We start from the raw sequence: 25,001 nt of genomic DNA on the forward strand, positions 1-25,001 counted from the left end.
CATAAGGCTCTCGATCCCGCTGGCATGGGCCGGCGAGCGATAATTCCAGCTCCTCAGCACGCGCCCCACGACGGCGATTGGACTCGCCGTCCTCGTTACAATCACAGCCGGCAATTCGACCGGCCCGTTCACCGAACGAGTTTGTGCCGTGGCCTACGCCACCGCCGGCACGGCGCTAGCCAACAGCGCGGCCAAGCCTCTACTCAGAACGCGAACTCGCATTTATGCCTCACGCGCACCCAAGAATGTTATATTATCCGCATTCTCAAACGCAACGCTCCTCGTCACGGCAGGCGCAACGACCCGCGCCCGCCGATCAGTCAAGGATGCCCCTACAGAACAGGCAGCCCTATCGCCTTTGCGGGGTTGTCCTGAAACATCCGTTTGAGGTCCGCCTCTTTGAATCCCGCCGTGCGCAGGCGTTGAATGGCCGTCACAAGCGCGTCGGTGTGATTGGTCCCGGGCAGGCCGGAGTCGCTGCTGATGAGGACATTCTGGGGGCCCAACTTGCGAATCTTGTCGATGATAGCGGCTTGCGCGGTTTGGCCAGACACAAACTCGACGACAGCGCCCTTGGCGACGACCTCCTGGAGCTGGTCGATAGTCGGGTCGGTGTATTGCGCGCCTAGATTGGCGTGGGTAATGATGATCTTGGTGATTCCGCGCTTCCTCGCTGCCTTGACGATGAGCATCATTTCATCAGCAGAGACATGGCCTGTGGCGAGGGTGAGATTGCGTTCCTTGATGAGGTCTAGCACCTCGAAGACCTCGGGCAGTAACTTGCCGTTATCGGAGACGCGGACGTAGGGCCTAGCCTGCTTGAGGGTTTGAACCTCGTGCTCGGAATCGTGGGTCGGCATCCAGACGATCGCTCCAAAGCCGCCTTGGACATCCGACATGTATCGGATGGCGTTTGGGTTGACGCCGCCTTCCGGAGTGTCCATGCAGACGGCGCCGAACGCCAGGAAACCGGTGCCAGGCACCGCGTACTTGCGGACCAGAAAGGCGATGCTCGCCGTCTCTTGCCAATGGTTCTTGAAGACCGCGCCGCGCATCCCGCGCTCCTGCATCAACTTGGCGACCTCGAAAGCGTCTCCATAGCGCGGATAGGAGTCAGGGCCGTGATGGGCGTGGAGATCGATCGCGCCCCGCAGGATGGGATCGCTCAGATGCCGGTCGATGGTCGGACCAGGATTATTTTTGTTATTCGTTGGCGTATTGAAAGATGTCCAAGCATCCCCAACCGTATTGTCCCTTGGCCACAAGATGGTGGAGTCGAGCACATACCAGCTGATCTTGGTCCCATCGTCCAATTTGACCGTGGCGTCCTTCCTACCGTAGTCCTCCGGGAACCGCAGAGCCTGATACGGCGGGCCGTGTTCCGACGGATGACCCCTGTCCTCGCGGACTTGGGCAAGGGCGCTGCCGCTCGGCGCCGCAAAAAGCAGAAGCGCCATCAGTGCCGTGTACTTTTGTAATGGACCCATGCGTTCCCTCCCCATTTGAGGCTTTGAGAAGCCTTCTCGACCGCGAGTTGGTCTTCTAGTTCGACGAAAGACAACAGCGCTCGCCGGATGTAATTTAGCATGACCTATGGGAGCCAACTACCATGATCCTGCACGTTTTATAATGATTCTGCGCACCTGTACATTTTTCACCGGCGCGCCACTGTGTAGGATCGCGGGAGGAAGACTTTGTGTTATGTTTGAACGTGTCCCAGGATAGCTCACAGAGCATAAACTTTGATGCGTCCACTAGCACAGGGTTTGACCGAATGAATTCATGCGCATGGGCAGCAATATTTTTGGCGCTAGAAGCCTATTGCGTGAGCAGAATAGCCTTAGGACAGGCTCCGAGCCAGAGCTTGGGTGCTGATGAATCCATGAGCCCACAGCAGAGCATGACGGTCGTTCCCGGCAGCGCGCCGGCTGTGCGTAACGCTTCGGGTCAAGGCAATCCGCTCTCGTCGATTTCTTTGGAATCGCTGCGCGCGACGCGCCAGCGTCCCCTTTTCTCGGTGACGCGCCGTCCGGCGCCCTCCCCTATATCCGAAGAGGTAGTGTAGAGAGAGAACCTGCAAGGGCTCCGCAGATGTGGGAGCCCGAAAAGCCCAAATTAGATCTAATTGGTGTAGTGCATGGACCGCTCTTAAGTATGGCGGTTTTTCTTGATGAAACAAACCATTCGCTTGTGAGGCTCCGAATTGGACAGTCTTTCCACGGATGGACAGTGCACGAGCTGGACACGAGGGGAGCGACGCTAGAAAAGGCGGAGCAGAAAGTAAAACTAAAATTGCCGGACCATGCCAGCGGCAAGTATGGCGCGGCTTCCTTGAAATATGCGCCGGCCCACCAGGGCACGGACCCGATCGCAGAGATTGAAGGCGGTGTGCGGCTGCCTTGAACGCCGATTCCCTTCGACTGCTTGGCTCAATTTCGCGGGACGTTGGGATGTGCTTCTGCCGGCAGCCGGATTTGTTTTCGGCATATTTGTTGGTACAAATATCTCGTCGTGAAAAATACATTTATTTCTATACGTCAATCTGACGTAACGAATACTCCTGCGATAGCAATAATTATGATAACTTAGCCCGTAAATCGGCATAATCGGCGCTTTTGCTCTGACCCCAGCAACGCCCTCGGTAGGCAGAAATCGAGTATCGGCGTTAATTGAGCCCAAAACGGGCGGTCCTCCAACCTTCTTCGTGCTATCGGGGAGAGCGCGCCGTGAAGCGATCAGCGTCGAGATGCCGGTTTAAGTAGATATGAAGCTTCCGCTGCATGGGAGGCCTTCGGCGGCTTATTCTTGCCGCCCTCGACCAAGAGCGTTCGCCCTCGCCTTCCGTTACGAGAGCTGGCACCTAACCTCGAGGGAGACAAAGTGCGCGAGGCAATCGCGCCTTTCGGCAACGGGGAGATTCCGGCGTACAGAGTTCGTGCTGGGCATCGCCGGCGCCCATGAATTTGGCGCCGGTCCCGCCCACACTAAGATCACCGTCAAAGCGAAAGGGTCTTGCGACGCGCGTGCCGGACGTTATCCAAAGCCATGCGACAAGATTTCTATCACACGTCGCTTTGCGGAAGACCTGTGAACCTCAGCAAGCGGAACCACGGTCGCAGATCGCCGGCACATCAATGGTTGAGCCGGTGAAGGATAGGCTGAGGATCGAATCTGCAGCGTCTATCAAACGGGCGGGCTGAAGCTCAGCAACCTCTGCAGGACGCCTGTTGACGCGCCGTCCGAAAGATGGCTCGGCCACGATTGCGACAGGGGCCGAATCAGGAATCAGGGGTTTGGAATTCCAATCACGTCGATGAAGCATACGACGGTGAATTCCTCGAACGCCGTGAGGAGCATGTGCTGGTGATGGAGAAGCCGGCATGATCGTCGTTATTCTGTGAGCATCGAAAGGAGGGGCGATATGGGCTCCTGAGGAGATAGATCGGACGCTTCGAACGCTATCCGCCCTCCCGTGGCATTTCCGATAGCTTCGTCAAATACCCACTAAATCTGTAACGTGGCCCTCCATCTCTGGCCTGAGGAGCTGGGCAGGTAGCGCAGCATTTGCCATACGGACTGCTATGGCATGCGATCCTCAATTTTGCGCTTCATTAGGATTAAGGTGAGGCGATCTCTGCCCAGAGACTCGCTGTGATTGATGTTGCCGCTGACGTTAAAGAACGCATATTCGTTGATCAAAGAACGAGCCAAAAAGAAAGCCAGGCTGCCACCTGATCGGGAATGGCATGGCCGCAACCATACCGTCACCGTGCTGGAAAATGGATTCGAATACGCCGGGACACCTGGCCCTCGCTGACTCAGATCGCCAAGACAATCACCTCCGCGCGTTGGTCGAGCCGGCGCTTCTTCGGCTTGCCAGGCGTGAAGGGCGATCGCGACGGCAAGGGAGGGCCCCATGCGTGAAGCAATCAAGGGCGCGCCGTCAATCGGGCGCGCTGCGCGATCTACGCCCTTCCGCCATGAGAAGGCTTGAGGACCGCATGCCAGCACAGGCGGCCGGTTGCACGGCATAGACGATGCAGATTCGAGAGCGGCGGTGCCGCTTTGATTCCATCCTCGCCTTGAAATCTCCCCGCCGCCTTCGCCGGCGAATGTCGTCCTGCATTCTCCCCAGACGAGCGGCAGTCTACGGTCGAGGGTTCACCGACTATCGATCGCAGTGGTGCTGGACGAGACGCACAGTCATCAAGCCGGCGCCGACCCGTTAATCTGGGTTATATCAATCTCTGCGGCGCGCCCGCGCGATTTGGTCGGTGCAGACAATCACGGCAGTGGCGGCACGACCGAATCCCATAGGTCGCAGTTGCGAAGCGCTGCGTATTGGGCATCAGTCATCGTCGAACTGGCTGGGGTCTTCTGAATCAGCCAGGCGGGTTTCGACGGGCGGGTTGTATAGCGCGGCCACGGGGAATTGCCTTGCCCGTTGGGATTGCCCGTCCAGGCAAAGTTGGCCCAGAAGGCGACGAGTTGGTCTGAGAGCTTCTCCTGCTTATTGTTCAGATAACGCACGATGCTGGGCGGCGACGGTCCACCGCTCCAAAGCGGAAAGAGATACTGGATATCGGAAGTGTGATACGCGAGAGAAACCAATCCCGGCATCTTCGGAAAGTAGAACGGCGCCGTCTGGTCGGCAAACTCATAGACGTAAACCGGTATCTGAGGCGCCAGTATTTTATCAAGCACCCGTTGCCCGCATATCGAGGCGTCTGTGCCGACCCTGTCCCAAACCAGTTGCGGCGTTGCATAGGCATTCAGCGGATAGCGAGCTAGAATCCGCGCCGGCGTGCCGGCCGGGTATGCGCTCGTGCCAAAAGTATTGTTGACATAGGCCAAGTATTGCTCTGCAGTCGGCGGGGTACGAAGCGCATTGTTTGTGTTGGAGTTATACTCGGTAATTGCGAGGAAAAAGTTTTGTTCGTCCTCAACGTCGCCATTTATCAGGGGCACATGATTAAACTGTCCCGTGGCGAAGGCGGTCATTGGCTGCATCGGAACAATTTGGCCGTCGACTACGCCTTGCCCTGCAGTGAAATTACCCCGGAGCGCTCCAGCTTGCGCCGCCGTCAGACTGCGGAGACATTTGGCGGTGGCAGCATCCGTGCCAGAGCCGCAACCGGCCGCAACCGCAAAGGCGACACCTCTGGCCTCCGCGGTCGCCAAGGGGGTCGAGTACCCGCCTGGCAGAAGCGGGGCAGGACAGTAGCTTTGACAGATCACGCGATGCAGCAATCCCTTTGCAAGTGGCGACACCATACTGAGGGCCGCGTTGAGCGCTCCCGAGGATTGGCCGCCGACGGTGACGTTGTTTTTGTCGCCACCGAACTGCGCGATGTTGCGTTGCACCCACTTCAGCACAAGTTGCTGATCGAGGAGGCCATAGTTGCCGAAGAGATGTCCCTCATTGTCCAGGGCCGGATGAGATAACCAACCAAAAACGTTGAGGCGGTATTCCATTGTCACGACGACGGTATGCCCCTGCGCGGCTAGTTTGCTCCCGTCGTATCCGGGCGTTTCACCATCGACATTGCCGCCGCCATGGATCCAGACAATGACCGGGAGCTTCTCCCTGCCTGCAGGATCGATGTTCGGCGTAAAGACGTTTAGATAGAGGCAGTCTTCGTTATTGTTGGCTGGCCCGGCGAACACTCCGAATAGGTTGCTTTGCGCGCAGACAGGTCCATACGCGGTCGCCTGTAAAACGCCGCTCCAGGGGGCGTGCTTTTTCGGCGGTCGCCAGCGTAGATCTCCGATTGGCGGCTCCGCATAAGGAATGCCGAGAAACTGAGCGACGCCGTTGCCGATAACGCCTTTGACGGGCCCCTCTTTCGTATTCACCAGAGGGCCCGCGGCAGCACTCTCAAGCGGCGCACGCGCTCCGAGCGCAAACATCAAGCCTAGCGCCATCGCCGCGCCAGCGGAGAGCCTTAGACCGCGCGGCCGCGAACGCGCCCAAAGCCGCAGCTTTGAAATCTTGAACATTGCCCCCTCCTTTTCTGGGTAGTGTCGCATTTAGGCTTGAGGGCCCAGTGTCGAGCTCGAGCGGGTTGCGCGAACGTCGCCGTCGCGTGAGTCGTAGGAGCGGCAAAGATGCTTTTGCTCTTTGCCGCTCCTCAGCGAGATCAGTCTTTGACGTTCTTTTGGAGCCAATCGAGAACCACGCCAGCCACCTGGTCGCTGTTCTTCTCGATAAACATGAAATGACTATTCCCCCGGATCCCTATGTCCTGCAGTCTGGTCCACGTGAATTTCACGCCGGCCTGAGTGAGATATCGCGTCGTGCACGGATCCCAGAGCGTATTGTACCCTGCCTCGCTCGAAAGATATAAGATGCGTACTTGTGCGATCCTCGGCAGCTGGCGGGCGGGCTCCTTTTGTAACAGACAGCTCTTGACGTAAGGGTCGCCCTGAATAGGCGTGTCGACAAATTTTAGCTGAGACGGGTCTGAGACTGCCGGGCGGTAATGAAGCGGATTGAGGGTCAGCCCCCACGGAAGGTTTAGCGTCCCAAGTGGTTTCAGCGCGACGACCGGCGGTCCGCCCGGCTCGATCGTGACCAGCGCTTTCAGGAGATCGGGCCTGCGGTCGGCCACCAGCCAGGCAGGAAATCCCGGCTGCGAATGTGGCACCAGAATAGAGGGGCCAATTTTCTCTAGGAGGGCAATCAGCGCGTCCGCAGTCAGCGGCTCCTGCGCCGTGTTGTCGATTGCCGCCGCCTGCGAGGCGAGGAACTGATCAAACGTCGGATCGCCGTCCACCGCCGGCCCGACCCAGCGTGTGTGGAATTTCGCGGCCGGCCAGATGTTGTAGCGCTCCGGCGCCGCGAAGAGCCTTCGAACCGTCAGGGAATCGCCTGGATCGCTGAGGGGCCCCATTTGGGAATTATAGGGAGAGCGGCCGCGCCCAGGCTGATCGACGACGTAGACGGCGTATCCTTTACGAAGGAAATACTGTGCCCACCCTTCCCGACCGTCAGGCGTTTCATTCCAGCCAACGCCAATCTGGCCGCCGCCGTGAACGAAGACCAGCGGATAAGTGTGCGTCTGCGTCTGTGGAATCGCATATTCCACGTACATTTGACCGACGATTTGGTCCTTGGCGTTGCGCGTTCCACCGACAAAGAAGTTACCGCGTTTCGCGATGACCTGAGGTCTTTTGTACTGTCCATAATCTTGAGCCAGCCCGACGGAAGCAACAGGAAACACAGATAGTATCGCGGCGATGCAAGCGAGTCCGGCGATATGTCGTGAGATGGGTCGAAAGACCCGACGACGAAGTCTCATGTCGGCCTCCTTTATTTTGCTAGCCAACGGCCACATCCGCGGACGCAAGCATGCGGCAACCTTCCGGATGCCCTAGCTTTGCTATATTGACCTCATATTCTCTTGGTCACCAAAACGTGAAGCGACATTACTGGTATAGACCCGTGACAGTACATAATCTTCCACGAAATTCCGCCCCTATCATAAATTGGATATAGTGGAGGCCGTGAGGCGCCCCGGCGGAAGTGGCCCAGGATTGATGTTAGTTTTCTGGCGGATTTCCCAGAGTTGGAGCGGGAGATTGGCGATGAATAGGGAGCGGTTTTCGGTCGAGCAGATCGTCGCAGTCTTGAAGCAGGCGGAATTGGGCCCTCCGGTGGCGGACTTGATCCGGTAGGTCGGCATTTCCGAACAGACGTTTCATCGATGGAAAAAGCAGTATGAATCGGATCAGGTCCGTGAGTTTAAGCAGCTTTCGGAGAAGAACGTCCAGCTGAAGAAACTGGTCGCGGAGTGAGCCTGGACAAAGCCGCCTTGCAGGATGTCCTGTCAAAAAAGTTTCCAGGCCAGCGCTCACGAAGAAAGTTGTCGCTTACGTGACGGCGTGTCACGGCTACAGCGAGCGACGGGCCTGCGCTCTGACGCGCCAGCATCGATCGACCCAGAGGAAGCCAAGCATTCGGGATCTGCGTCTGGAGATCCGCCGCCGACGCATGCACGAGATTGTTCACACCCGCATTCGATGTGGCTATCGGCGTGTCCACATCTTGTTGAAACGCGAGGGCCGGGCGATCGGCAAGAACCTGGTTTACCGGCTTTATCGCGAAGAAGGGCTTGCTCTTCGCGGCAAGCGGCCGCGTCGACGCAAAATGGCGGTTCATCGCAAACCGCGACATCGACCGAAGCAGCTGAATGAAGCCTGCAGCCTCGACTTCATTCACTCAGCAACGGCGAGAAGTTTCGGGCCTTGACCATTGTCGGCGTATTCAGCCGTGAGGCGCTGGCAATCGAGGTCGGGCAACGCCTTCGAGGCGGCCTTGATCTGATCCTTCGTGGCGCAGGGAAGCATGATGCGCTTATCTTGCATCTGCAGCGAGCTAAAGGGGATGACGACATATTTCGATCCAAGCCCGAGAATGCCGCCGACAGACAATATAGCGTAGGGCGCCCTCTCGGTCGGTGTTATGAGGAGATCGTCGACTTTGCCCACCGTTTCGTCCGCGTCATTCACTACGGAGGCGCCGACAATTTTCGACGCGCGTTGGCCCGTCGCCACCGTATGAGGATCGACCTTGGTCAAAGCGACGCCGAAGGCGTCGTCAAAAGAGCCGCGATCACACTCGCTGTTACAACACTCAGTCGCCGCGCCGACGAAGGTCGTGGTTTTCCAGGATTTGGGCGTGCCCCGGTGGTGCCCCGAGCCAGTCAAGGCTTGTCGTCCGCTTGATCGGAGAATCTAACTAATTGATTTTAAGTTAGTTCTTGGTGCCGGCTGCAGGAGTCGAACCCGCGACCTTCTCATTACAAATGAGTTGCTCTACCAACTGAGCTAAGCCGGCGTTTTGGCGGCAGCTTTGATCGACTCTTGATCAGCTAAGCCGCGATCTTCGCGGCTTCCCATGCTGAGCGCAATCCTTGTCTCAATCCCCCGTTGCCCTTTTCGCGCATTATGTCATCTCAACGGGCGAAGGAATCGGCGCCTCGGTCCTCGTCTAAGCCGAACACGAAGCGTCGAGGCCAAAGCTAAACGGCCGCTTTTGCGCCATCCTCTAGCAGCGACGCGGCGCATTGGCAATTGGCGCCGGCCTTTGCAGCCCGAGCTTCTCCCTGCTCTGGCTCTTTCACGAAACATCGATTGGCGCGATCAGATGAGAACAGGGCCCTTTCGGTTCAGCCGTCGCGCGCCTGACGCCCGGGGCGCTGAGCTTACCAATTATTAGTTGATTCGACCTAATCTTGCCGCGAATAGGCGAAATAAGGAAAGCCTTAGGGGAAACTGCCGCCGCGGCGGCAAGGCGGAGACATTCATGCCGAACCATTTGGGTAAAACGATCAGGCTTTGTCTGGCGTCTGGCGTTCTCGCCGCATCCTTTGCGGCGGTCAGCGTTCCGGCGCAGGCCGACGACGCCGGCGCGGTCGCGGCGGGCCTGCTTGGCGGCCTCGCCGTCGGCGCCATCGCCGGCAGCGCCATCGCAAATTCCGCTCCGCCGCCGCCCGCCTATTATGCTCCTGCTTATGGCGGCTACCCGCCGCCGCCTCCGCCGCGCTGTTGGGTCCAACCGGAAGCGGTGTGGGACGGCTACGGCTATGTCTACCGTCGCGTCCGCGTCTGCGAATAATCCGGCCCGTTCCCGATTCTGGATCGATCAAATATCCGAGGCTATGATCGTCACACGCCTGCGGCAAACGGACGGCCGCTCGCGCGGCCGCTTTGCGTTGCGCCGCGACGGGTCAGTCGCCGGCGGTAATGTCGCGGTCCTTGGTCTCCGGCACGAAGGCGACTCCGATCGCAAAACAGGCGAGCGCGATCGCCATCGGATACCACAGCCCGTAAAGACGATCGCCCGTTTCCGCGACCATCGCGAAGGCTGTGGCGGGCAGCAGGCCGCCGAACCAGCCGTTGCCGATGTGATAGGGCAGCGACAGCGACGTGTAGCGGATCCGCGTTGGAAACAATTCGACCAGCGCGGCCGCGATCGGCCCATAGACCATTGCGACATATAAAACCAAAAGAAACAACAGGCCGATGAGCATCGCGACCTGCGGTCGAAACACGTCGAAGGCGTTCGACATGCGAACGCGCGTTGTGTCGTCGGTCCGCGGATAGCCGGCCTGCTCCAGCGCGCCGACGAGCTTTTGATCGAGTTCCACGCGCGCGGCCTGCGGGTCGGCGACATCCTCCGCGGCAAAAACGTCGATCCCCTCCGATCCGATCACGATCTGCGCCTGCGTCCCCGCAGGCGCGGCCTCGCGCGCATATTTCACGGAATGGCTCGCCAGCAAGTCGCGCGCGATATCGCAGGAGGTCGCCGCTTTGCGCGTGTCGACCGGGTTAAACAGATTGCCGCAATCGGCGGGGTCGGCGATGACTTTGACCGAAACTTTTTGATAGGCGGTGTTGAGAGCCGGATTGGCGATCGCCGTGATGCGATCGAAGATCGGCATGTAGGTCGCCGCCGCGATGAGGCAGCCAAACATGATGATCGGCTTGCGTCCAATCCTGTCCGAGAGCCACCCGAAAAAAACGAAGAATCCGGCGGCAAGCGCCATCGCCCAGACGAGCAGCACGCTCGCCGTAAAATTGTCGATCCGCAGCGTCTGCCGCAGGAAAGACAGTGCGTAGAACTGTCCCGTGTACCAGATGACGCCCTGCCCCATGGTGAGGCCGAACAGCGCGAGCAGCACGATCCGCCCATTGGCCCAATTGCCGAAGGCGTCCTTCAGCGGCGCGCGCGAGGCGGTTCCATCGGCCTTGATCTTCGCGAAAGCCGGAGATTCATTGAGCTGCAGGCGTATCCACAAGGAAACGCCAAGCAGCCCCACCGACAGCAGGAACGGAATCCGCCAGCCGAAGTTGATGAAATTCGCCTCGCCGAGGATCGCCTTGGTGAGCAGGATCACGATGAGCGACGACATGAGGCCGAGCGTCGCGGTCGCCTGAATGAAGGAGGTGAACAGGCCCCGCCGCCGCTGTGGCGCATGTTCGGCGACGAAAATCGCCGCTCCGCCATATTCGCCGCCGATCGCCAATCCCTGCAACAGCCGCGTCACAATCAGCAGGACCGGCGCGGCGGCGCCAATTACGCCATAGCCGGGCACGAGCCCGATCACGAAGGTCGAAAAGCCCATGATCAGGATGGTCAGCAGAAAAGTGTATTTGCGGCCGACGAGATCGCCAAGGCGCCCGAACACCAGGCCTCCCAACGGCCGCACGAGGAACCCGGCCGCAAAGGCGATCAATACGAAAAGATCCGCCGTCGCCTCGTCGAACTGGCCGAAGAACTGGGCGCCTATGATGCCGGTCAGCGAAACATAGAGATAAAAATCATACCATTCGAAGATCGTGCCGAGACAGGAGGCGAAGATGAGCTTCTTGTCGACGGCGGTGATGCGCCGCAGTCCGGCGCTGTCCGCTTCCGATACCGAGGCGATCGCCATGTTGATCCTGGCTGTTGGCCGCGTCGCGGCGCCGGTCGCGCCGTCCTGCGCGACCTTTGGGCCAGGCGCGCGAACGGTTCAACTCCGCGCAAAGGAAATGGCCGCCCGGCATGTTTGTCAATCCGGAAGACGGCGCAAAGCGCCTGGCCGGCGAGCGGCCTGCGCCGGCACGCCGCGCTATGGCAGGTTCTGGTTTGGATCGCGACGGCGCAGCTTCTGGAACACCGACTGAACGAAGAGGCTCGCGCTGCCGCCCACCCCAGGCTTCCAGTCGGCGAAGGCGTAGAGTTTTTTGCCGCCGGCGGCGGTCCAGGGCGCGCGCCAGACGAGATTGGGTTTGCCGGCCCTCGCGCTCAAAGCGTCGAGCGCCCGCTCAATTTTGCCTTCGTCCGGACCGTTTGCTTGAAGCGTGGCCAGCGACTCGGCGATGTCCTGCGCGCTGCGCGGCTTGCGCTCCCAATTGATCAATCGCGCCAGGATCTCGCGCAGATCGTCGGGCGCGAAGTAAGGGACATCGGACAGATCGCCAACGCCCTCGATCTGGTTGCGCCGCACAAGATCGGTAAGGATTGTGGCCTCGATAAAGTCGAGCGCCCGGTTGCGGATGCCGCCGACGCCCGGAAGCAGCGCGAGCGAGAGCAGCCATCCAAGGACGCCTTTGACATTGTTCTGAAGGAGAACGGGCGCGATGGCGCCGAACCGCCCGGCGATCCGCTTTTGCAGCGCGTCGAAGTCGCGCCGCGACATGCTCGGCCAGCGCGGCAATTCGACGACCTTTGCGGCTGTGCCAAACAGTGGCAGCAGGCAATAATTCAACTCCTTCTGGTCGGCCTTTTCCTCCTTCGTCCGGCCCGCCGCGAAATTTTCCTTCACGCCCTCCGGCCAGCAGGCGATGCGCTTATTGGCCGCCGGCGCGGCGAAAGTTCCTTTGAGGAATTGCTGGCAGTTGCGGCGCCCGAGCTGGAAATCATGATCGCGGAAAGACAAGGCGACGAAGCCGCCAAAGCCGCCCAGAAGTCCGCTGGCGATCGGATAGCGGTCGACGGTATCGTCGGCCTCCACGCGGCGCGGCGCGATCAGATAGCGGCTGCCATGATCGGGGTTGGCGGCGAGCGCGAGTTCGCTCGGCTTGAAGCGCGCCTGGTCGACGAGGGACGGAACCAGCGCCGCGGCGATGCTGAAAACATCGGCTGTCGGCTTCCCGGCGGCCAGCGGCGGCTTGTTGGGCGGGAAAGGCGAAATCATGATCACCGCGCGGTCGACCGTTTTGAGACAGAAGTCGATGCGCGCCGAAAGATCATCGGGCTTCAAGGCGAATCTGGCATATTCGAAAGGATCATTGTCGATCGTGCCGCCGTCCGCCGTCATGAATGGAAAATCGATAAAGCCCGCCGACCAGGCCGGCTCGATTTGCCGGCACTCGGCGAGGGCGTCATCCGGAAAGCGCCGAAAGGCGCCGGCGTCGGCGCCGTCATATTCCTTGGAGAGGGCGTAAATCTGCCGCGGCGCGAGTCCGACCGGAAAGGCGGCGGAAGCGAGCGCGCAGATGGTGAAATCCTTCCATTGCTGATTGGGACGGCCGTCCGCCAAGGATAGGGCGTCAATGTCGCGGCCAAGGTCGCCGTCCGAGAAGCGGCTCGAAGTCTGCCACCCGCCAAGCCCGGCTACCGTGTAATGCACGCGATCCCCATGCGAGAGCATTTGATAGTCGCCGCCCTCGAACAGCACTTGATAGGGCACGCCGCGCAGATTGGTCAGCGTCAGATAAATATGAAGCCTAGCCGAAACGAAGGCGCGCGGCGAACGCACGGCGTCGACGTCGAGGGCGGATTTGGCGATCCCGTCGAGCAGCCGCGCATTCAGCAAGGAGACGGCGCTTGCCGGCCATTGCGACGCCTTGGCGATTCCGGACGTTGCGGAATAATCATCATCGTCGGTGAATGGCGTTCCGTCGATGTCCGTACTGGTCAGGAAATCCGGCAAATTCGGATCTCCTGCGTCAAGAGTGGGCTTGACCACCCAGGTCTCGTAGAGCTTTGGCAAATAATATTTCGTCCGCAGCTTCGTTTCCGGATCGAAATAGACTGGGTGTTGATTCTTGTCCGCCAGGGCGACGGCGCCCACGGCGGCGGTTATGGCGCCGGCCGACGCGCCCGAGATCACCTTGAGGCCAACGAAATGATTGGGGATCTTCGCCGGATCGACGCCGGGAATTTTGCCCTCGCGCGCGAGCTCCCATTGGTCGAGCGCCTCGATCAAAAAATCGAACACGCCGGCGGTATAGGCGCCGGCGGAGATCGCGCCGGACATGGTAAGGCCCAGTTGAAATTCAGGCCGGTCCTCGGGCTGTGGCATGGCTCCCTCCAATACATAAAGAATGAATCTTGTCGCTAGAAATTATTGTCTTCGTTTCAAACGGTTTTATACTATATCTAAAGAAAATTAAGCAATATACGTCCGCATCGCAATAATACATTAAGATCGTCGCGAAGACTACCCTGCTGGCTGGCGGCCCCGTGACGCGAGGAACGGCGGGGCATATCGGCCAATTCCGCGCCCAAGCTGGCGCGCCGCCAACAGAGCCGCGAAAGACGCAGCATTGATCGCGAAAATGCGCGCGACGACGGCTGGCGCGAAGGCGTCAGGGCCGGATGCCAGCACAGCCGACGCGGCAAACAGCACGATCTCGAAGGACGCAAAGGCGGCGAGAAAAGCAAGCCCCGTCGCGACCGGCCGGACGCCAGTTTGCCGGATTACAATCGAAGCGGCGAGAGCCGCGGTCAGCGCGGCGAGCCCCAGCGCCGCGCCCCACGCAAAACTGCCGGCAGTCGCCGGATAGCCGAGCAGCAGAAAGCCGACGAACTGGTTTGCGAGCCAGGCCGCGCCGACAAGGATCATCGCGAAACGGCGAGGCGCTATCAATGCAGCGAAGGCGGCGAAACCCGCGAATGGAGCCGCGCAAGCGAAGGAGAAGCTGAACAGAGCGCTAAAGGCGGCGGCAAGGCCGATCCAAACGGCGGCGCCTGCAACGCCAAAGTTTTCCGCCTGGGGCTTAAGAGCGTCTGGACGCATAAAATCTCCGCTTGATGTCTGCCCTCGCCGCCGATTAGCAATCGAATGAAGCGTCCTCGGCCCGGCTTGCGGCAAACAAAGTATCGCTCCGCGCGAAATGCGACGCAAGAGCTTGCCGGCTTAACCTTATGACGCCTGCAACATTGCCCGTCGCACCATGCGCGATCCCGCACGTCGGCTTCCGGCTCGGGCTGCTACCTTGTTTAAAACGGCTTTCGACAACTCCGGCCGAATGGATCGCCGCGGCGGAAAGGAGCGGGCGCATGTTGATGGAATCGGACCAGAAAAAGAAATATCCAGATCTCTATTACTGGCTGTTTTATGATCTCTCTAATTTGAAGAAGAACAAGCCGAAGGTCTACAGCGCCTATGCGAAACGCAGCGCCGGATCGGATGGATTGAGCTGGGGCGATCCGCCCTACATCAAGGTCGACAATGATCGGGCCGTCTGCGAAGACATGGGCGAAGAAAAGATCGGCGACAATCTTTATCAGCGCAAGCTGCAGATCAACTGGTATGGCCTTACCGTGCCCTTCGAGGGCGTAGACAAGATCTTGATCGCTGGCGATCTCGTCGGCAATCCGGGCAATGATCCGGAACGCGATCTCGTCCTCGAAGCGACCGTCCTGCACGAGCTGATCCATTGGAACCGCAAACACGCGGGCCTCGACGTGTTCGACGAGGGGCCCAGCTACGCTTTTGAAGAAGAGGCCTATGGCAAGCGCATCGTACGGACCTGGAAGAGTTGCTACTCGCAGCCCTATTATTACGTTGACGGAAAAGGGCCGAAATAGCGCGCGCCTCGCCCGGCCCTATCAGATATGACGCCCATCATCGCGTGTTCGTCTGGGCGCGAGCCGTCCTGGCCTTGCGGTCACGGCTTTTTCTTCTCGCGATCGAGCAGTGCGCGTTTGCGGTCGACGCCCCAGCGGTAGCCCGACATCGACCCGTCCGAATGCACCACGCGATGGCAGGGAATGGCGACCGCGATCGGATTGGCGGCGCAGGCGCCAGCGACGGCGCGCGCCGACTGCGGTCGGCCGATCGCTTTCGCCACATCGGCATAGCTTGCCGTCGCGCCAAGCGGGATCGCGCGCAGCGCCTGCCAGACCTGCTGCTGAAACGCCGTGCCAATGATGTCGAGCGGCAGGTCGAAATTCCGCTGCGGCGTCTCAACAAGAGCGATGATCTGCGCGAGACGCGCGCCAAAATCCGCATCGGCGCCAATGAGGCGCGCCCTGCGGAACCGGTCATGTAGATTGAGGGTCAGCGCATCGCGATCGTCTCCGATCAAAATGGCGCAGACGCCCTTGTCGGTGGCGGCGACAAGGACGAAACCGAGCGAGCATTCGCCGATGGCGAAGCGCATTTCGACCCCTGCCCCACCGTCGCGATAGTCTTTTGGCGTCATTCCCAGCCTCGCATTGGAGGATTCATAAAAGCGGCTCGCGGAATTGAACCCGGCGTCATAGATCGCATCGGTGATCCGCACCGCCGCGCCAAGGCCTGCCGCGAGCCGCTCGGCTCTTTTCGCGCTCGCATAGGCGCGCGGCGTGACGCCGGTCGCCGCCTTGAACAGGCGATGAAAATAAGAGGGGCTGAGGCCCGCCGCCACGGCCAAACTTTTGAGAGCGGGCGCCGTCTCGGCCTCGTCGATCGTCCGGCAGGCGCGGGCGATGAGGATCGCGTCGCGCTCGGCTTGGCCCGGCTGATCGGGCCGGCACCGCTTGCAGGCGCGAAATCCCGCGCGCTCGGCCTCGGCGCCAGTTGCAAAGAACGACACATTTTCGCGCCGCGCCGGCCGGGCGGCGCAGTCCGGCCGGCAGTAGACGCCCGTGGTGCGGACGGCATAGACGAAGCCGGCGTCCGCATCGCGGCGGGCGATGGCTTCGAAGCGCGCCTCGATTGGATCGCCGCTATCTTGCAAAGGCGTTTCGGGCGCGTTCATAAAAAATAGGCTCATCTTCGATTTCTCTGCCGAGTTTGCCGGTTTCACGGAGCGTGACAAGCGCCGACCTCGATTGCTAGAATAGGACGTCTCGGGGGCCGATGGCGCTCCGAATCTTGCTTTCAAATCGCGCCTAGCCCTCGTCGCCGTCATGATCGAAAGGCGCTCATTCCTGAAACTTTGCCTCGCCAGCGCGATGACGCAGACCGAGCTTTTGTCGGGTTCGGCCGCCGCCGCAGGCGGCGCGTTGCAAACGCTGCTCGTGACCCACCCCGGCTTTTTCGATCACGATCCCGGACCCGGCCATCCCGAGCGGCCGGCGCGGCTCCGGGCGATCGACGCCGCGCTGAAGGATCCGGTGTTTTCCACGCTCCGGCGCGAGGACGCGCCGCTGCGCGACGACATTGAGACCGCAATCCTGCGCGCCCATAGCGCCTCCCATCTCGCCCGTTTCAAGGCAGCCGCGACCGACGCCGAGAATTTGCCCTATTCCTTCGACGGCGATACGGCGATCTCCGCGGGCTCGTTCGAGGCGGCCTATCGCGCAGTCGGCGCCGGGCTCCTCGCGGTCGATCGCGTCATGGACCCGCAATCGCGCGTCGCCAACGCGTTCTGCGAGGTGCGCCCGCCCGGCCACCACGCCGAACGCAACCGGATCATGGGCTTTTGCCTGTTCAATAATATCGCGATCGCCGCGCTTTATGCGCAGACGCGGCATGGAGCAGAGCGCGTCGCGATCATTGATTTCGACGTGCATCACGGCAATGGCACGCAGCAGATTTTCTGGGACCACAAAGACGTCCTGTTCGCCTCGACGCATCAGGCGCCGCTGTTTCCTTATACCGGCGCCCTCACGGATACCGGCGCGGGCAACATCTTCAACGCGCCGCTGCGGGCCGGCGACGGCGGACCCGTTTTCGCGGAAGCGATGACGACGCGCATTCTTCCCGCGCTCGACACTTTCCGGCCGGATCTGATCCTGATCTCGGCCGGCTTCGACGCGCATTTCAACGATCCCCTCGCCGATTTGCGCCTTAGCGAGGCGGACTTCTCCTGGATCACGCTGAAGCTGGTCGAGGCGGCGCAAAAACATTGCGGCGGCCGGATCGTCTCCTTCCTCGAAGGCGGATATGCGCTTGACGCGCTGGCGCGTTCGACGGCCGCCCATGTCGGCGCGTTGATGCAGGGCGTCTGACCGCCATTTCGTCGGAGGCCAAGAACGCGAAAAATGCGCGGTTGACGGCGGACCATGATGTTATGTTATATCATTTGCGTGCCCCTCCCCGAGGCCGCCAGAGGTTCAACTGTCTGCAAATGTTCAAAACGCGCCGCCTGCAAGACCCTTTTTCATCCGCGCTGATGGCCCGCGGAGCCGCGCAGCGTCTTCTCGCTGCAGGCGCCGTCATCGCCCTCCTCTGGATCGCCATTTTCTGGGCGGTCTCCCTGCCATGAGCACGGCTGCGATCCGCTTCGAAAATGTGACCATCGCCTATGATCGTCATCCTGCCGTGCATCACGTGTCGGGCGCCTTCGCGCCGGGCAGCCTTACGGCGGTCGCGGGTCCCAACGGCGCCGGAAAATCGACGCTGCTCAAGGCGCTGATGGGCGAGATGCCGCTCGCCGCAGGCCGCATCGATCGTGGCGGCTTGGCGATCAGCGATTTCGGCTATCTGCCGCAGGCGGCCGAGATCGACCGCCATTTTCCGCTCTCCGTCGCAGAGGCGGTTCTGCTTGGCGCTTGGAAGGAAATCGGCGCGTTCGGCGCCGTGCCGGCCGGGGTCGCCACAAAGGCGCGCGAGGCGCTGTCGGCGGTCGGCCTGTCCGGCTTCGAGCGCCGTCCGATCGGCTCGCTGTCGGCGGGCCAGTTCCAGCGCGTCCTGTTCGCGCGGCTGCTTTTGCAGGACGCCCGCGTGCTTGTGCTCGACGAACCCTTCGCCGCCATCGACGCGCGCACCACTCGCGATCTTCTCGAGATCGTCCGGCGCTGGCATGGCGACGGGCGCACGGTGATCGCCGTGCTGCATGATTTCGATCAGGTGCGCGCCTATTTTCCGCAAACGCTGCTGCTTGCGCGCGAAAAAATCGGCTGGGGACCGACGGAGGCCGCGCTCTCGCCCGGCAATCTGAAGCGGGCCGAGGCCATGCTCGAACGCATCGACGAAGACGCTCCTCCCTGCGCGCCGGCGAACGGAGCCGGCCATTGACCCTCTATGCGCTGATCGTCGAGCCCTTCGTCGACTATGGTTTCATGCGCCGCGCCCTCGTCGCCTCGATCGCGCTCGGGCTTGGCTCCGGTCCCGTCGGCGTGCTCCTCATGCTGCGGCGCATGAGCCTCGTCGGCGACGCCATGAGCCATGCCGTTCTGCCAGGGGCCGCCATCGGCTTTCTTATCGCCGGCGGCCTGTCGTTGCCCGCCATGGGGCTCGGCGGGCTGATCGCCGGCCTCAGCGTTGCGCTCCTCTCCGGCCTCGTCAGCCGCACCACGGCGCTGAAGGAAGACGCCAGCTTCGCCAGTTTCTATCTGACTTCACTCGCGCTCGGCGTGCTGATCGTCTCGCTGCGCGGCTCGAACATCGATCTTTTGCATGTGCTGTTCGGGACCATTCTGGCGATCGATTCGCAGGCGCTGTTTCTGGTCGGGGGAATCGCCTCTTTCACTCTGGCGACGCTTGCCCTCGTCTACCGCCCGCTTGTCGCGGAATGTTTCGATCCTGGCTTTTTGCGCGCGGTCGGTGGGCGCGGGTCGGCCTATCATTTTCTGTTTCTGTTTCTCGTCGTGCTCAATCTGGTCGCGGGATTTCAGGCGCTCGGCACGCTGATGGCGGTCGGCATGATGATGCTGCCGGCCGCCGTCGCCGGCCTCTGGGCGCGCTCGCTTCCCGGCATGGCGGCGATCGCCGCCGCCTCCGCCGCTTTTTCCGGGCTTGCCGGATTGATCGTCTCCTTCCATTTCGGCTTCGCCTCGGGGCCGACGATCATCCTCACCGCCAGCCTGCTCTACGCCGCCTCGCTGCTGCTCAGCCCTTCCGGCGCTTTGCGGCGGCTGTTCCCGCGTCCGCATCTTGCGGGCTGAATTTCGCCAAGGAGCCTTCCATGCGCTACGCAAATCTGATCGCCCGGCTGCTCGCCTCCGCCGCCCTCGGCGCCGCAGCCTCCGCCGCTTCCGCCAGGACGCTTGACGTCGTCGCGAGCTTCACCGTCCTCGCCGACGTCGTGCAACAGGTCGGCGGCGATCATGTGCGCGTCAAAAGCCTGGTGCCGGCGAATGGCGACCCGCATGAATTCGAGCCCTCGCCGAATGACGCGAAGGCCATCAAGAGCGCCGATGTCACCTTCGTCAGTGGCGAGGGTCTTGAAAGCTGGTTTCAGCGGCTCGCCAAAGCGGCGGGCTATAACGGCAAGCCCGTCGTCGCCTCAAATGGCGTGAAGACGCAGAAGATGGAGGAGGACGGCAAGACCGTCACCGATCCGCATGTCTGGAACACTCCGCTGAATGTGATCGTCTGGACTGGCAATATTGAAAAGGCGCTCGCCGCCGCGGACCCGCAGGACGCCGCCGACTTCAAGGCCAACGCCGCGAAATATGTGCAGGAGCTTCAAGACCTTAACGCCTACGCCCACGCGAAATTCGACGCGACGCCGAAGGATCTCCGAAAGGTGCTGACCAGCCATGACGCTTTTGGCTATTTCGGCAAGGAATATGGCGTGACCTTCCTGTCACCGCTCGGCCTTTCGACGGAAACGGAAGCCTCGGCCGCCGGCGTCGCCAAATTGATCGACCAGATCAGACGCGAAAAGGTGAAAATCTATTTCATCGAGAACTCGAACGACCCGCGGCTGGTCAAGCAGATCGCCGAGGCGACGGGCGCAGAGCCGGGCGGCGTGCTCTATGTTGAATCGCTTTCGCCGCCCGACGGTCCCGCGCCGACCTACGCCAGGATGCTGCGCAATAGCGTCGACAAGATCGCCGACGCCATCGCCAAACAGTCCTCGGCGGCGGCGGAGAGCCGCTGATCGGAGAGCGGCGCCTCCGTCTACTCTTCGTCGTTTGGGATCAGCATGATGGCGAAGGCCATTTGCAGGCCGCCGAAACTGAAGCTGAACGAGGCGGCCAGCAGCGTGAGCCAGAGCCATTTCTGGCTCGATCGTCCGATCAAGGTGCCAATATGGGCGACGTCCAGCGTGACGATGGCGATCACAGCGCAAAGGCCGATCGCAATGCCGATCAGCGCATGGCGGAGCAGGAATTTGACATGCTCTGGCATCGGATCTTTGCCGTCCCGCCTGACGCCCGGGTTTCCCGCGTCTCATGGAAAACGAATTATAGCGCAAACGGTTCACATTGGCCCGCGCCAAGAAGGCAGCGTTTCGCCGCGCCCCCCTGAGCGCTCTCCCGGGCGTGCGCTTCCAGGCAAAATGAGCTATGCGGAACCTCGACCAATCGACGCAGGAGACCGCCAGCCATGTTCATCGCCATGAATCGATTCAAAGTCCTGAAGGACCAGACGCAAGCCTTCGAGGACGTCTGGCGCAATCGCGACTCGCAGTTGAACACGGTTCCGGGCTTTATCGAATTCCATTTGCTGCGGGGGCCGGAGCGGGAGGATCACATCCTCTATTCTTCGCACACACTGTTCGACAGCCAGGATGATTTCACCGCCTGGACCAAATCCGAACAGTTCCGGGCTGCGCATCGGAACGCCGGCGATCAAAAGCCGAAAACCCTCGGCCATCCCGAGTTCGAAGGATTTGAGGTGATCCAGACCGTCGAGAAGGCTCCGGCCTGACCCTGCCCTGCCCGGCATTCGCCCGGCCGCCCCAGCCATAGCGCCGTCGAAATCACAAGATCGGGGAATCATGGAGAGAGCCGACGCGCTCGCCGACCCCTCCGTCCTTGACGCCGAGGACGTAGCGAGAGGCGTTGGCGCCGACCTCGAACGCGGGCTGACCGCGAAGGAGGCCGCGCGCCGTCTCGCGGAAGACGGCCCGAACGAACTTCGTGCGGCGCCGCGACCGCCCGTCTGGCGCCGAATCCTCGCGCAATTCGATGATCCGCTCATCTATCTCCTGATGGGCGCTATCGTCGTCGCGCTCGTCGCCTGGGTGATCGAGGGAAGAGCCGGCTGGCCGGTGGACGCTGTCGTCATTTTGATTGTGGTGTCGCTCAACGGGCTTCTCGGTTATCTGCAGGCGGCGAAGGCCGAAAACGCGGTGGCCGCTCTGGCTCGGATGACGGCCGTCACCTCGGCGGTCATGCGCGATGGCCATCCGCTGCGCACGCCAAGCGCCGAACTTGTGCGTGGCGATCTGCTCTTGCTGAGCGAGGGGGACGCGGTCGGGGCGGACGCGCGCCTCATCAGCGCGGCGTCGCTGCGCGTCCAGGAAGCCTCGCTGACGGGAGAAAGCGAAGCGGTGTTGAAAGACGCCGCGACGCTGCGCCAGCCGGCGGCGATCGGCGACCGGCGCGATATGGTCTTCAAGGGAACGACGGTTGTCCGGGGCGGCGGACGCGCCGTCGTCACCGCCACCGGGACGGACAGCCAGATCGGCGCGATCGCCGAATTGCTCAAGGCGACGGCGCCGAAGCCGACGCCGCTGGAGCGCGAAATCAGCCATCTCGGCCGCATGCTGGGGCTGGCCGTCATCGTTATTTGCGTCGTGGTGGCCGGAACGGTTCTCGTCTCATCCGAGATCCACAGCGCGCATGACGTCATCACGATCCTGCTGCTCGCCGTATCCCTCGCGGTCGCCGCCGTTCCGGAAGGGCTGCCGGCGACGCTGACCGTCGTGCTCGCTCTCGGGGTGCAGCGGATGGCGAAGCGCAACGCCATCGTCAAGGAGCTGTCCTCCGTGGAGACGCTCGGCTCCGCTTCGGTCATCGCTTCGGACAAGACCGGCACCCTGACGCGCTCGGAAATGACCATCGAGCGCGTGATAACCGCTTCCGGCTCGGCCCGCATCACGGGCGTCGGCTACGCGCCGATCGGACGGCTGGAACAGGGGGACGAAACGCGCGCAGCCATGGCGCGACAGGAGCAAATCGTCGTGCTCAGCGGCGGCAGTCTCGCAGGCGACGCCGATCTGCGCCAATCCGACGATGGGGCGTGGGAGATCGAGGGCGAGCCGACCGAAGCCGCGTTCCTCGTGGCGGAGCGCAAGCTCGGCCTGACGGATTGGCGCCGCGGGCGCTTCGCGAGGGTCGCGCTGATCCCATTTACGTCCGAGCGCAAAATGATGTCGACGATCGAAATCGACCGCGAACACGCCGACGAACGCGTCATCATCGCCAAGGGCGCGCCGGACGTGCTGCTGGAGCGATGCACGCGGCTGCGCGTCGGCGCGGAGGTCGTGGCGCTCGACGGCGCCTGGAAAGCGCGGCTTCTCGCCGACGTCGACGGCCTGTCCGATGCGGCGCTGCGCCCGCTCGCCGTCGCCTATCGTCCGCTCGACCCCGGCGAGCTGCCGCAAGCCCTCGAAGAGCTGGAGAGCGATCTCATCTACGGCGGCGCCGTCGGCATGATCGATCCGCCGCGCGCGGAGGCGGCCAGCGCGATCCACGAGGCGCATCGAGCCGGCGTGCGCGTGATCATGATCACGGGCGACCATCCACGCACGGCTGCGCGCATCGCCGCGGATCTCGGCATTGTGAGCGCCGGGTCGCCGGTGCTGACCGGCCCCGAGCTGGACGCCTTTGACGATGAGGATTTCGCCAAAGCCGCCCGCGAAACATCGGTCTATGCGCGCGTCGCGCCGGTCCACAAGCTCCGCATCGTCGCCGCTCTGCAGGCGAACGGAGATGTCGTCGCCATGACGGGGGACGGCGTCAACGACGCGCCGGCGCTGAAGGCCGCCGATATCGGCGTCGCCATGGGCGTCAATGGAACCGAGGCGACCAAGGAAGCGGCCAAGATGGTGCTCGCCGACGACAATTTCGCCACCATCGTCGCGGCCGTGACCGAGGGCCGCGCCATCTACGACAATATCCGCAAATGTCTGCGTTATCTGCTCTCGTCCAACATGGGCGAAGTGCTGACGGTCTTTTTTGGCGTCGTCGGGGCGGCGCTCATCGGGCTCCAGGGCGCCGCCGGCTATGGCGGATTGGCGCTTCCTTTGCTCGCCACGCAATTGCTGTGGATCAATTTGCTCACCGACTCCGGCCCCGCGCTCGCCCTCGGCGTCGACCCTGCGACGGACGACGTCATGGCCCGCAAGCCGCGGCGGCCGCGCGAGCGGATCATCGACGCCTCCATGTGGGCGGAAATTCTCTTGACCGGCGCCGCAGTGGCGATCGTGACGCTTTTGACGATCGATATCTATTTGCCGGGCGGCTTGATCGAGGGCTCGCGCGACCTCGCCAATGCGCGCACGGCGGGCTTCACGACGCTCGTGCTCGCGCAATTATTCAACTGTTTCGCGTCGCGCTCCGAGGCCTCAAGCGCCTTTGCGCATCTCTTCGTCAATCGCTGGCTCTGGGGCGCAATCGTCTTGTCGGCTGCTCTGCAGGTCGCGGTCGTCCACGTCCCCTTCCTCAACCTGGCGATGGGAACCGCGCCGCTGACGCTCGATCAATGGCTGGTCTGCATCGGCCTCGCGAGCGTGGTGCTGTGGTTCAGCGAAGCGCGCAAGCTGGCGCGCTTCACCCTTAGCCGCAGCGTCCTCGCGCAGCAGCCGCCCAGGCCAGCCTAAGCTGCTTGCGCCTAATGGTGAGCCGCTTCTTTTTGCGGTTCGCCGGCTTGCGGCCTTGGCCGGCCGCGGTCGCCGACGAGGTCCCAGCGCGTGCCGAACACCGTGTCGCAGATGCCGGGGCTGCCAAAGCCGTCGCTGAAGCTGACATTGCTGCGGCGATGATGCTCCGCATGTGCCTTGCTGGTCGAAAGCCCGGCGAGCGCGCCATAGAAGCGGCCCTTCAGCCCGCCCAGGCCGCGCGGCAGCTTCACCGAGAAATCATAGCCGGAATGTTCGTAAAGCCCGCCGATCGCGCCGAGACTGGCGACGAGCAGATGGAAGAACACATCGGCGCCGGCGAACACCAGCATCAAGGGAATAAGATAGGGCAGCACGATCTCGAGGAAGAAATCGACGTGGCCCATATAGCAGGCGCTGATCGCCCGGCTCGCTCCGGTCGAATGATGCACGCTATGCCCGAGTTTGCGGATCCAGCCCGGCCGATGCAGCAGGAAACGGTGCGAGATATATTGCACGACATCGTGCCCGACGCCCATCGCGACCATGGCCGCGATGAAATGCAGCGGATTGAGATGCGCCGCGCCGACGAAGGCGAGGCCCAAAAATTCGAGCGCCGCCATTGAGGGAAGCAGGATGAAAAACTGATTGATCAGCACGCGCGGCAAAAGCTCGAAATAGCTCATGCGTTCGACCGAACGCATCTTATAGGCGCTCATGTGTCCGGTGCGGTCGCACCATTCGAACCACAGGCCGACGCCGTGGTAGACGACCATTTGGACCAGGAAGGCCAGAACGGAGAGCGGGATGGGCAGAGCGCCGTTCGCGTCAGTCAAGTCGAGCGTCCTTTCCGGTGCGGA

The 25,001-nt window shown here is 61.8% G+C and carries 22 protein-coding genes and 1 tRNA gene; 12 read left to right on the forward strand and 11 right to left on the reverse strand.

All coding sequences use genetic code 11. From position 1 onward, the window contains the following. Positions 1 to 332: 332 nt before the first annotated feature. A complete protein-coding gene (locus MSIL_RS06630) occupies positions 333 to 1,487 on the reverse strand; it encodes a DUF6282 family protein (protein WP_012590332.1) in 1,155 nt (384 codons plus the stop codon). Between the two features lie 604 nt (positions 1,488 to 2,091). Here MSIL_RS06630 and MSIL_RS06635 point away from each other — a divergent pair. Together MSIL_RS06635 and MSIL_RS22410 are read left to right on the forward strand one after the other, a co-directional pair. Next, positions 2,092 to 2,403, forward strand: coding sequence for a hypothetical protein (locus tag MSIL_RS06635; protein WP_012590333.1), 312 nt, complete (start codon positions 2,092 to 2,094; stop codon positions 2,401 to 2,403). Positions 2,404 to 3,741: 1,338 nt separating this feature from the next. Then, a complete protein-coding gene (locus tag MSIL_RS22410; protein WP_083772182.1) occupies positions 3,742 to 3,924 on the forward strand; it encodes a DUF2924 domain-containing protein in 183 nt (60 codons plus the stop codon). 360 nt (positions 3,925 to 4,284) lie between these two features. On the opposite strand, the gene MSIL_RS06640 is transcribed toward MSIL_RS22410, so the two are convergent. Next, on the reverse strand, positions 4,285 to 6,000 hold the full coding sequence (locus MSIL_RS06640; RefSeq protein ID WP_012590334.1) for a carboxylesterase/lipase family protein: 1,716 nt from the start codon (positions 5,998 to 6,000) through the stop codon (positions 4,285 to 4,287). Positions 6,001 to 6,140: 140 nt separating this feature from the next. Next, positions 6,141 to 7,301: an alpha/beta hydrolase gene (locus MSIL_RS06645; protein ID WP_012590335.1), complete on the reverse strand. Its 1,161-nt coding sequence runs from the start codon at positions 7,299 to 7,301 to the stop codon at positions 6,141 to 6,143. A gap of 382 nt (positions 7,302 to 7,683) precedes the next feature. Here MSIL_RS06645 and MSIL_RS22310 point away from each other — a divergent pair, with 382 nt between their 5' ends. Together MSIL_RS22310 and MSIL_RS22315 are read left to right on the forward strand one after the other, a co-directional pair. Beyond that, positions 7,684 to 7,797, forward strand: a complete 114-nt coding sequence (locus tag MSIL_RS22310; RefSeq protein ID WP_148213194.1) for a hypothetical protein — start codon at positions 7,684 to 7,686, stop codon at positions 7,795 to 7,797. Positions 7,798 to 7,993: 196 nt separating this feature from the next. Then, positions 7,994 to 8,251, forward strand: a complete 258-nt coding sequence (locus tag MSIL_RS22315; protein WP_148213040.1) for an IS3 family transposase — start codon at positions 7,994 to 7,996, stop codon at positions 8,249 to 8,251. Here MSIL_RS22315 and MSIL_RS22320 read toward each other — a convergent pair. Beyond that, on the reverse strand, positions 8,218 to 8,709 hold the full coding sequence (locus tag MSIL_RS22320) for a PRC-barrel domain-containing protein (protein ID WP_012590336.1): 492 nt from the start codon (positions 8,707 to 8,709) through the stop codon (positions 8,218 to 8,220). The genes MSIL_RS22315 and MSIL_RS22320 overlap by 34 nt on opposite strands. Before the next feature lie 54 nt (positions 8,710 to 8,763). After that, positions 8,764 to 8,839: transfer RNA gene (locus MSIL_RS06660), tRNA-Thr, on the reverse strand. Between the two features lie 468 nt (positions 8,840 to 9,307). On the opposite strand from MSIL_RS06660, the gene MSIL_RS06665 reads away from it, so the two are divergent. After that, on the forward strand, positions 9,308 to 9,619 hold the full coding sequence (locus tag MSIL_RS06665) for a hypothetical protein (protein ID WP_012590337.1): 312 nt from the start codon (positions 9,308 to 9,310) through the stop codon (positions 9,617 to 9,619). A gap of 112 nt (positions 9,620 to 9,731) precedes the next feature. On the opposite strand, the gene MSIL_RS06670 is transcribed toward MSIL_RS06665, so the two are convergent. The 3 genes from MSIL_RS06670 to MSIL_RS06685 form a co-directional block, all read right to left on the reverse strand. After that, positions 9,732 to 11,438 carry an MFS transporter gene (locus tag MSIL_RS06670; RefSeq protein ID WP_012590338.1) on the reverse strand — a complete coding sequence of 569 codons (1,707 nt, stop codon included), beginning with the start codon at positions 11,436 to 11,438 and terminating at the stop codon, positions 9,732 to 9,734. A 177-nt stretch (positions 11,439 to 11,615) separates the two neighbouring features. After that, complete coding sequence (locus MSIL_RS06680) at positions 11,616 to 13,793, reverse strand: patatin-like phospholipase domain-containing protein (RefSeq protein ID WP_012590339.1); 2,178 nt, start codon at positions 13,791 to 13,793, stop codon at positions 11,616 to 11,618. 138 nt (positions 13,794 to 13,931) lie between these two features. Further along, positions 13,932 to 14,510 carry a hypothetical protein gene (locus MSIL_RS06685; RefSeq protein ID WP_012590340.1) on the reverse strand — a complete coding sequence of 193 codons (579 nt, stop codon included), beginning with the start codon at positions 14,508 to 14,510 and terminating at the stop codon, positions 13,932 to 13,934. Positions 14,511 to 14,773: 263 nt separating this feature from the next. Here MSIL_RS06685 and MSIL_RS06690 point away from each other — a divergent pair, with 263 nt between their 5' ends. After that, the gene (locus MSIL_RS06690) at positions 14,774 to 15,304 is read left to right on the forward strand and encodes a hypothetical protein (protein WP_012590341.1); all 531 of its coding nucleotides are present in this window, start codon (positions 14,774 to 14,776) and stop codon (positions 15,302 to 15,304) included. A gap of 80 nt (positions 15,305 to 15,384) precedes the next feature. On the opposite strand, the gene ada is transcribed toward MSIL_RS06690, so the two are convergent. Beyond that, the gene (ada, locus tag MSIL_RS06695; RefSeq protein ID WP_012590342.1) at positions 15,385 to 16,458 is read right to left on the reverse strand and encodes a bifunctional DNA-binding transcriptional regulator/O6-methylguanine-DNA methyltransferase Ada; all 1,074 of its coding nucleotides are present in this window, start codon (positions 16,456 to 16,458) and stop codon (positions 15,385 to 15,387) included. A 196-nt stretch (positions 16,459 to 16,654) separates the two neighbouring features. Between ada and MSIL_RS06700 the strand changes: the two genes are divergently transcribed. The 4 genes from MSIL_RS06700 (at position 16,655) to MSIL_RS06715 (ending at position 20,472) form a co-directional block, all read left to right on the forward strand. Next, entirely contained in the window at positions 16,655 to 17,653 is a 999-nt protein-coding gene (locus MSIL_RS06700; RefSeq protein WP_244406228.1) for a histone deacetylase family protein, read from the forward strand. A gap of 253 nt (positions 17,654 to 17,906) precedes the next feature. After that, positions 17,907 to 18,662, forward strand: a complete 756-nt coding sequence (locus MSIL_RS06705; RefSeq protein ID WP_012590345.1) for a metal ABC transporter ATP-binding protein — start codon at positions 17,907 to 17,909, stop codon at positions 18,660 to 18,662. A gap of 44 nt (positions 18,663 to 18,706) precedes the next feature. After that, positions 18,707 to 19,531, forward strand: a complete 825-nt coding sequence (locus MSIL_RS06710; RefSeq protein ID WP_425277115.1) for a metal ABC transporter permease — start codon at positions 18,707 to 18,709, stop codon at positions 19,529 to 19,531. Between the two features lie 20 nt (positions 19,532 to 19,551). Continuing rightward, positions 19,552 to 20,472, forward strand: coding sequence for a metal ABC transporter solute-binding protein, Zn/Mn family (locus tag MSIL_RS06715; RefSeq protein WP_012590347.1), 921 nt, complete (start codon positions 19,552 to 19,554; stop codon positions 20,470 to 20,472). 20 nt (positions 20,473 to 20,492) lie between these two features. On the opposite strand, the gene MSIL_RS06720 is transcribed toward MSIL_RS06715, so the two are convergent. Next, positions 20,493 to 20,723 carry a hypothetical protein gene (locus MSIL_RS06720; protein WP_012590348.1) on the reverse strand — a complete coding sequence of 77 codons (231 nt, stop codon included), beginning with the start codon at positions 20,721 to 20,723 and terminating at the stop codon, positions 20,493 to 20,495. Positions 20,724 to 20,921: 198 nt separating this feature from the next. Here MSIL_RS06720 and hmuQ point away from each other — a divergent pair, with 198 nt between their 5' ends. Then, positions 20,922 to 21,245, forward strand: coding sequence for a heme-degrading protein HmuQ (gene hmuQ, locus MSIL_RS06725; RefSeq protein ID WP_012590349.1), 324 nt, complete (start codon positions 20,922 to 20,924; stop codon positions 21,243 to 21,245). Positions 21,246 to 21,315: 70 nt separating this feature from the next. Next, on the forward strand, positions 21,316 to 24,144 hold the full coding sequence (locus MSIL_RS06730; RefSeq protein WP_012590350.1) for a cation-translocating P-type ATPase: 2,829 nt from the start codon (positions 21,316 to 21,318) through the stop codon (positions 24,142 to 24,144). Positions 24,145 to 24,155: 11 nt separating this feature from the next. On the opposite strand, the gene MSIL_RS06735 is transcribed toward MSIL_RS06730, so the two are convergent. Next, entirely contained in the window at positions 24,156 to 24,977 is an 822-nt protein-coding gene (locus MSIL_RS06735; protein WP_012590351.1) for a sterol desaturase family protein, read from the reverse strand. Positions 24,978 to 25,001: the final 24 nt, after the last annotated feature.

This window comes from Methylocella silvestris BL2, from assembly GCF_000021745.1.
GTDB classification, from domain to species: domain Bacteria; phylum Pseudomonadota; class Alphaproteobacteria; order Rhizobiales; family Beijerinckiaceae; genus Methylocapsa; species Methylocapsa silvestris.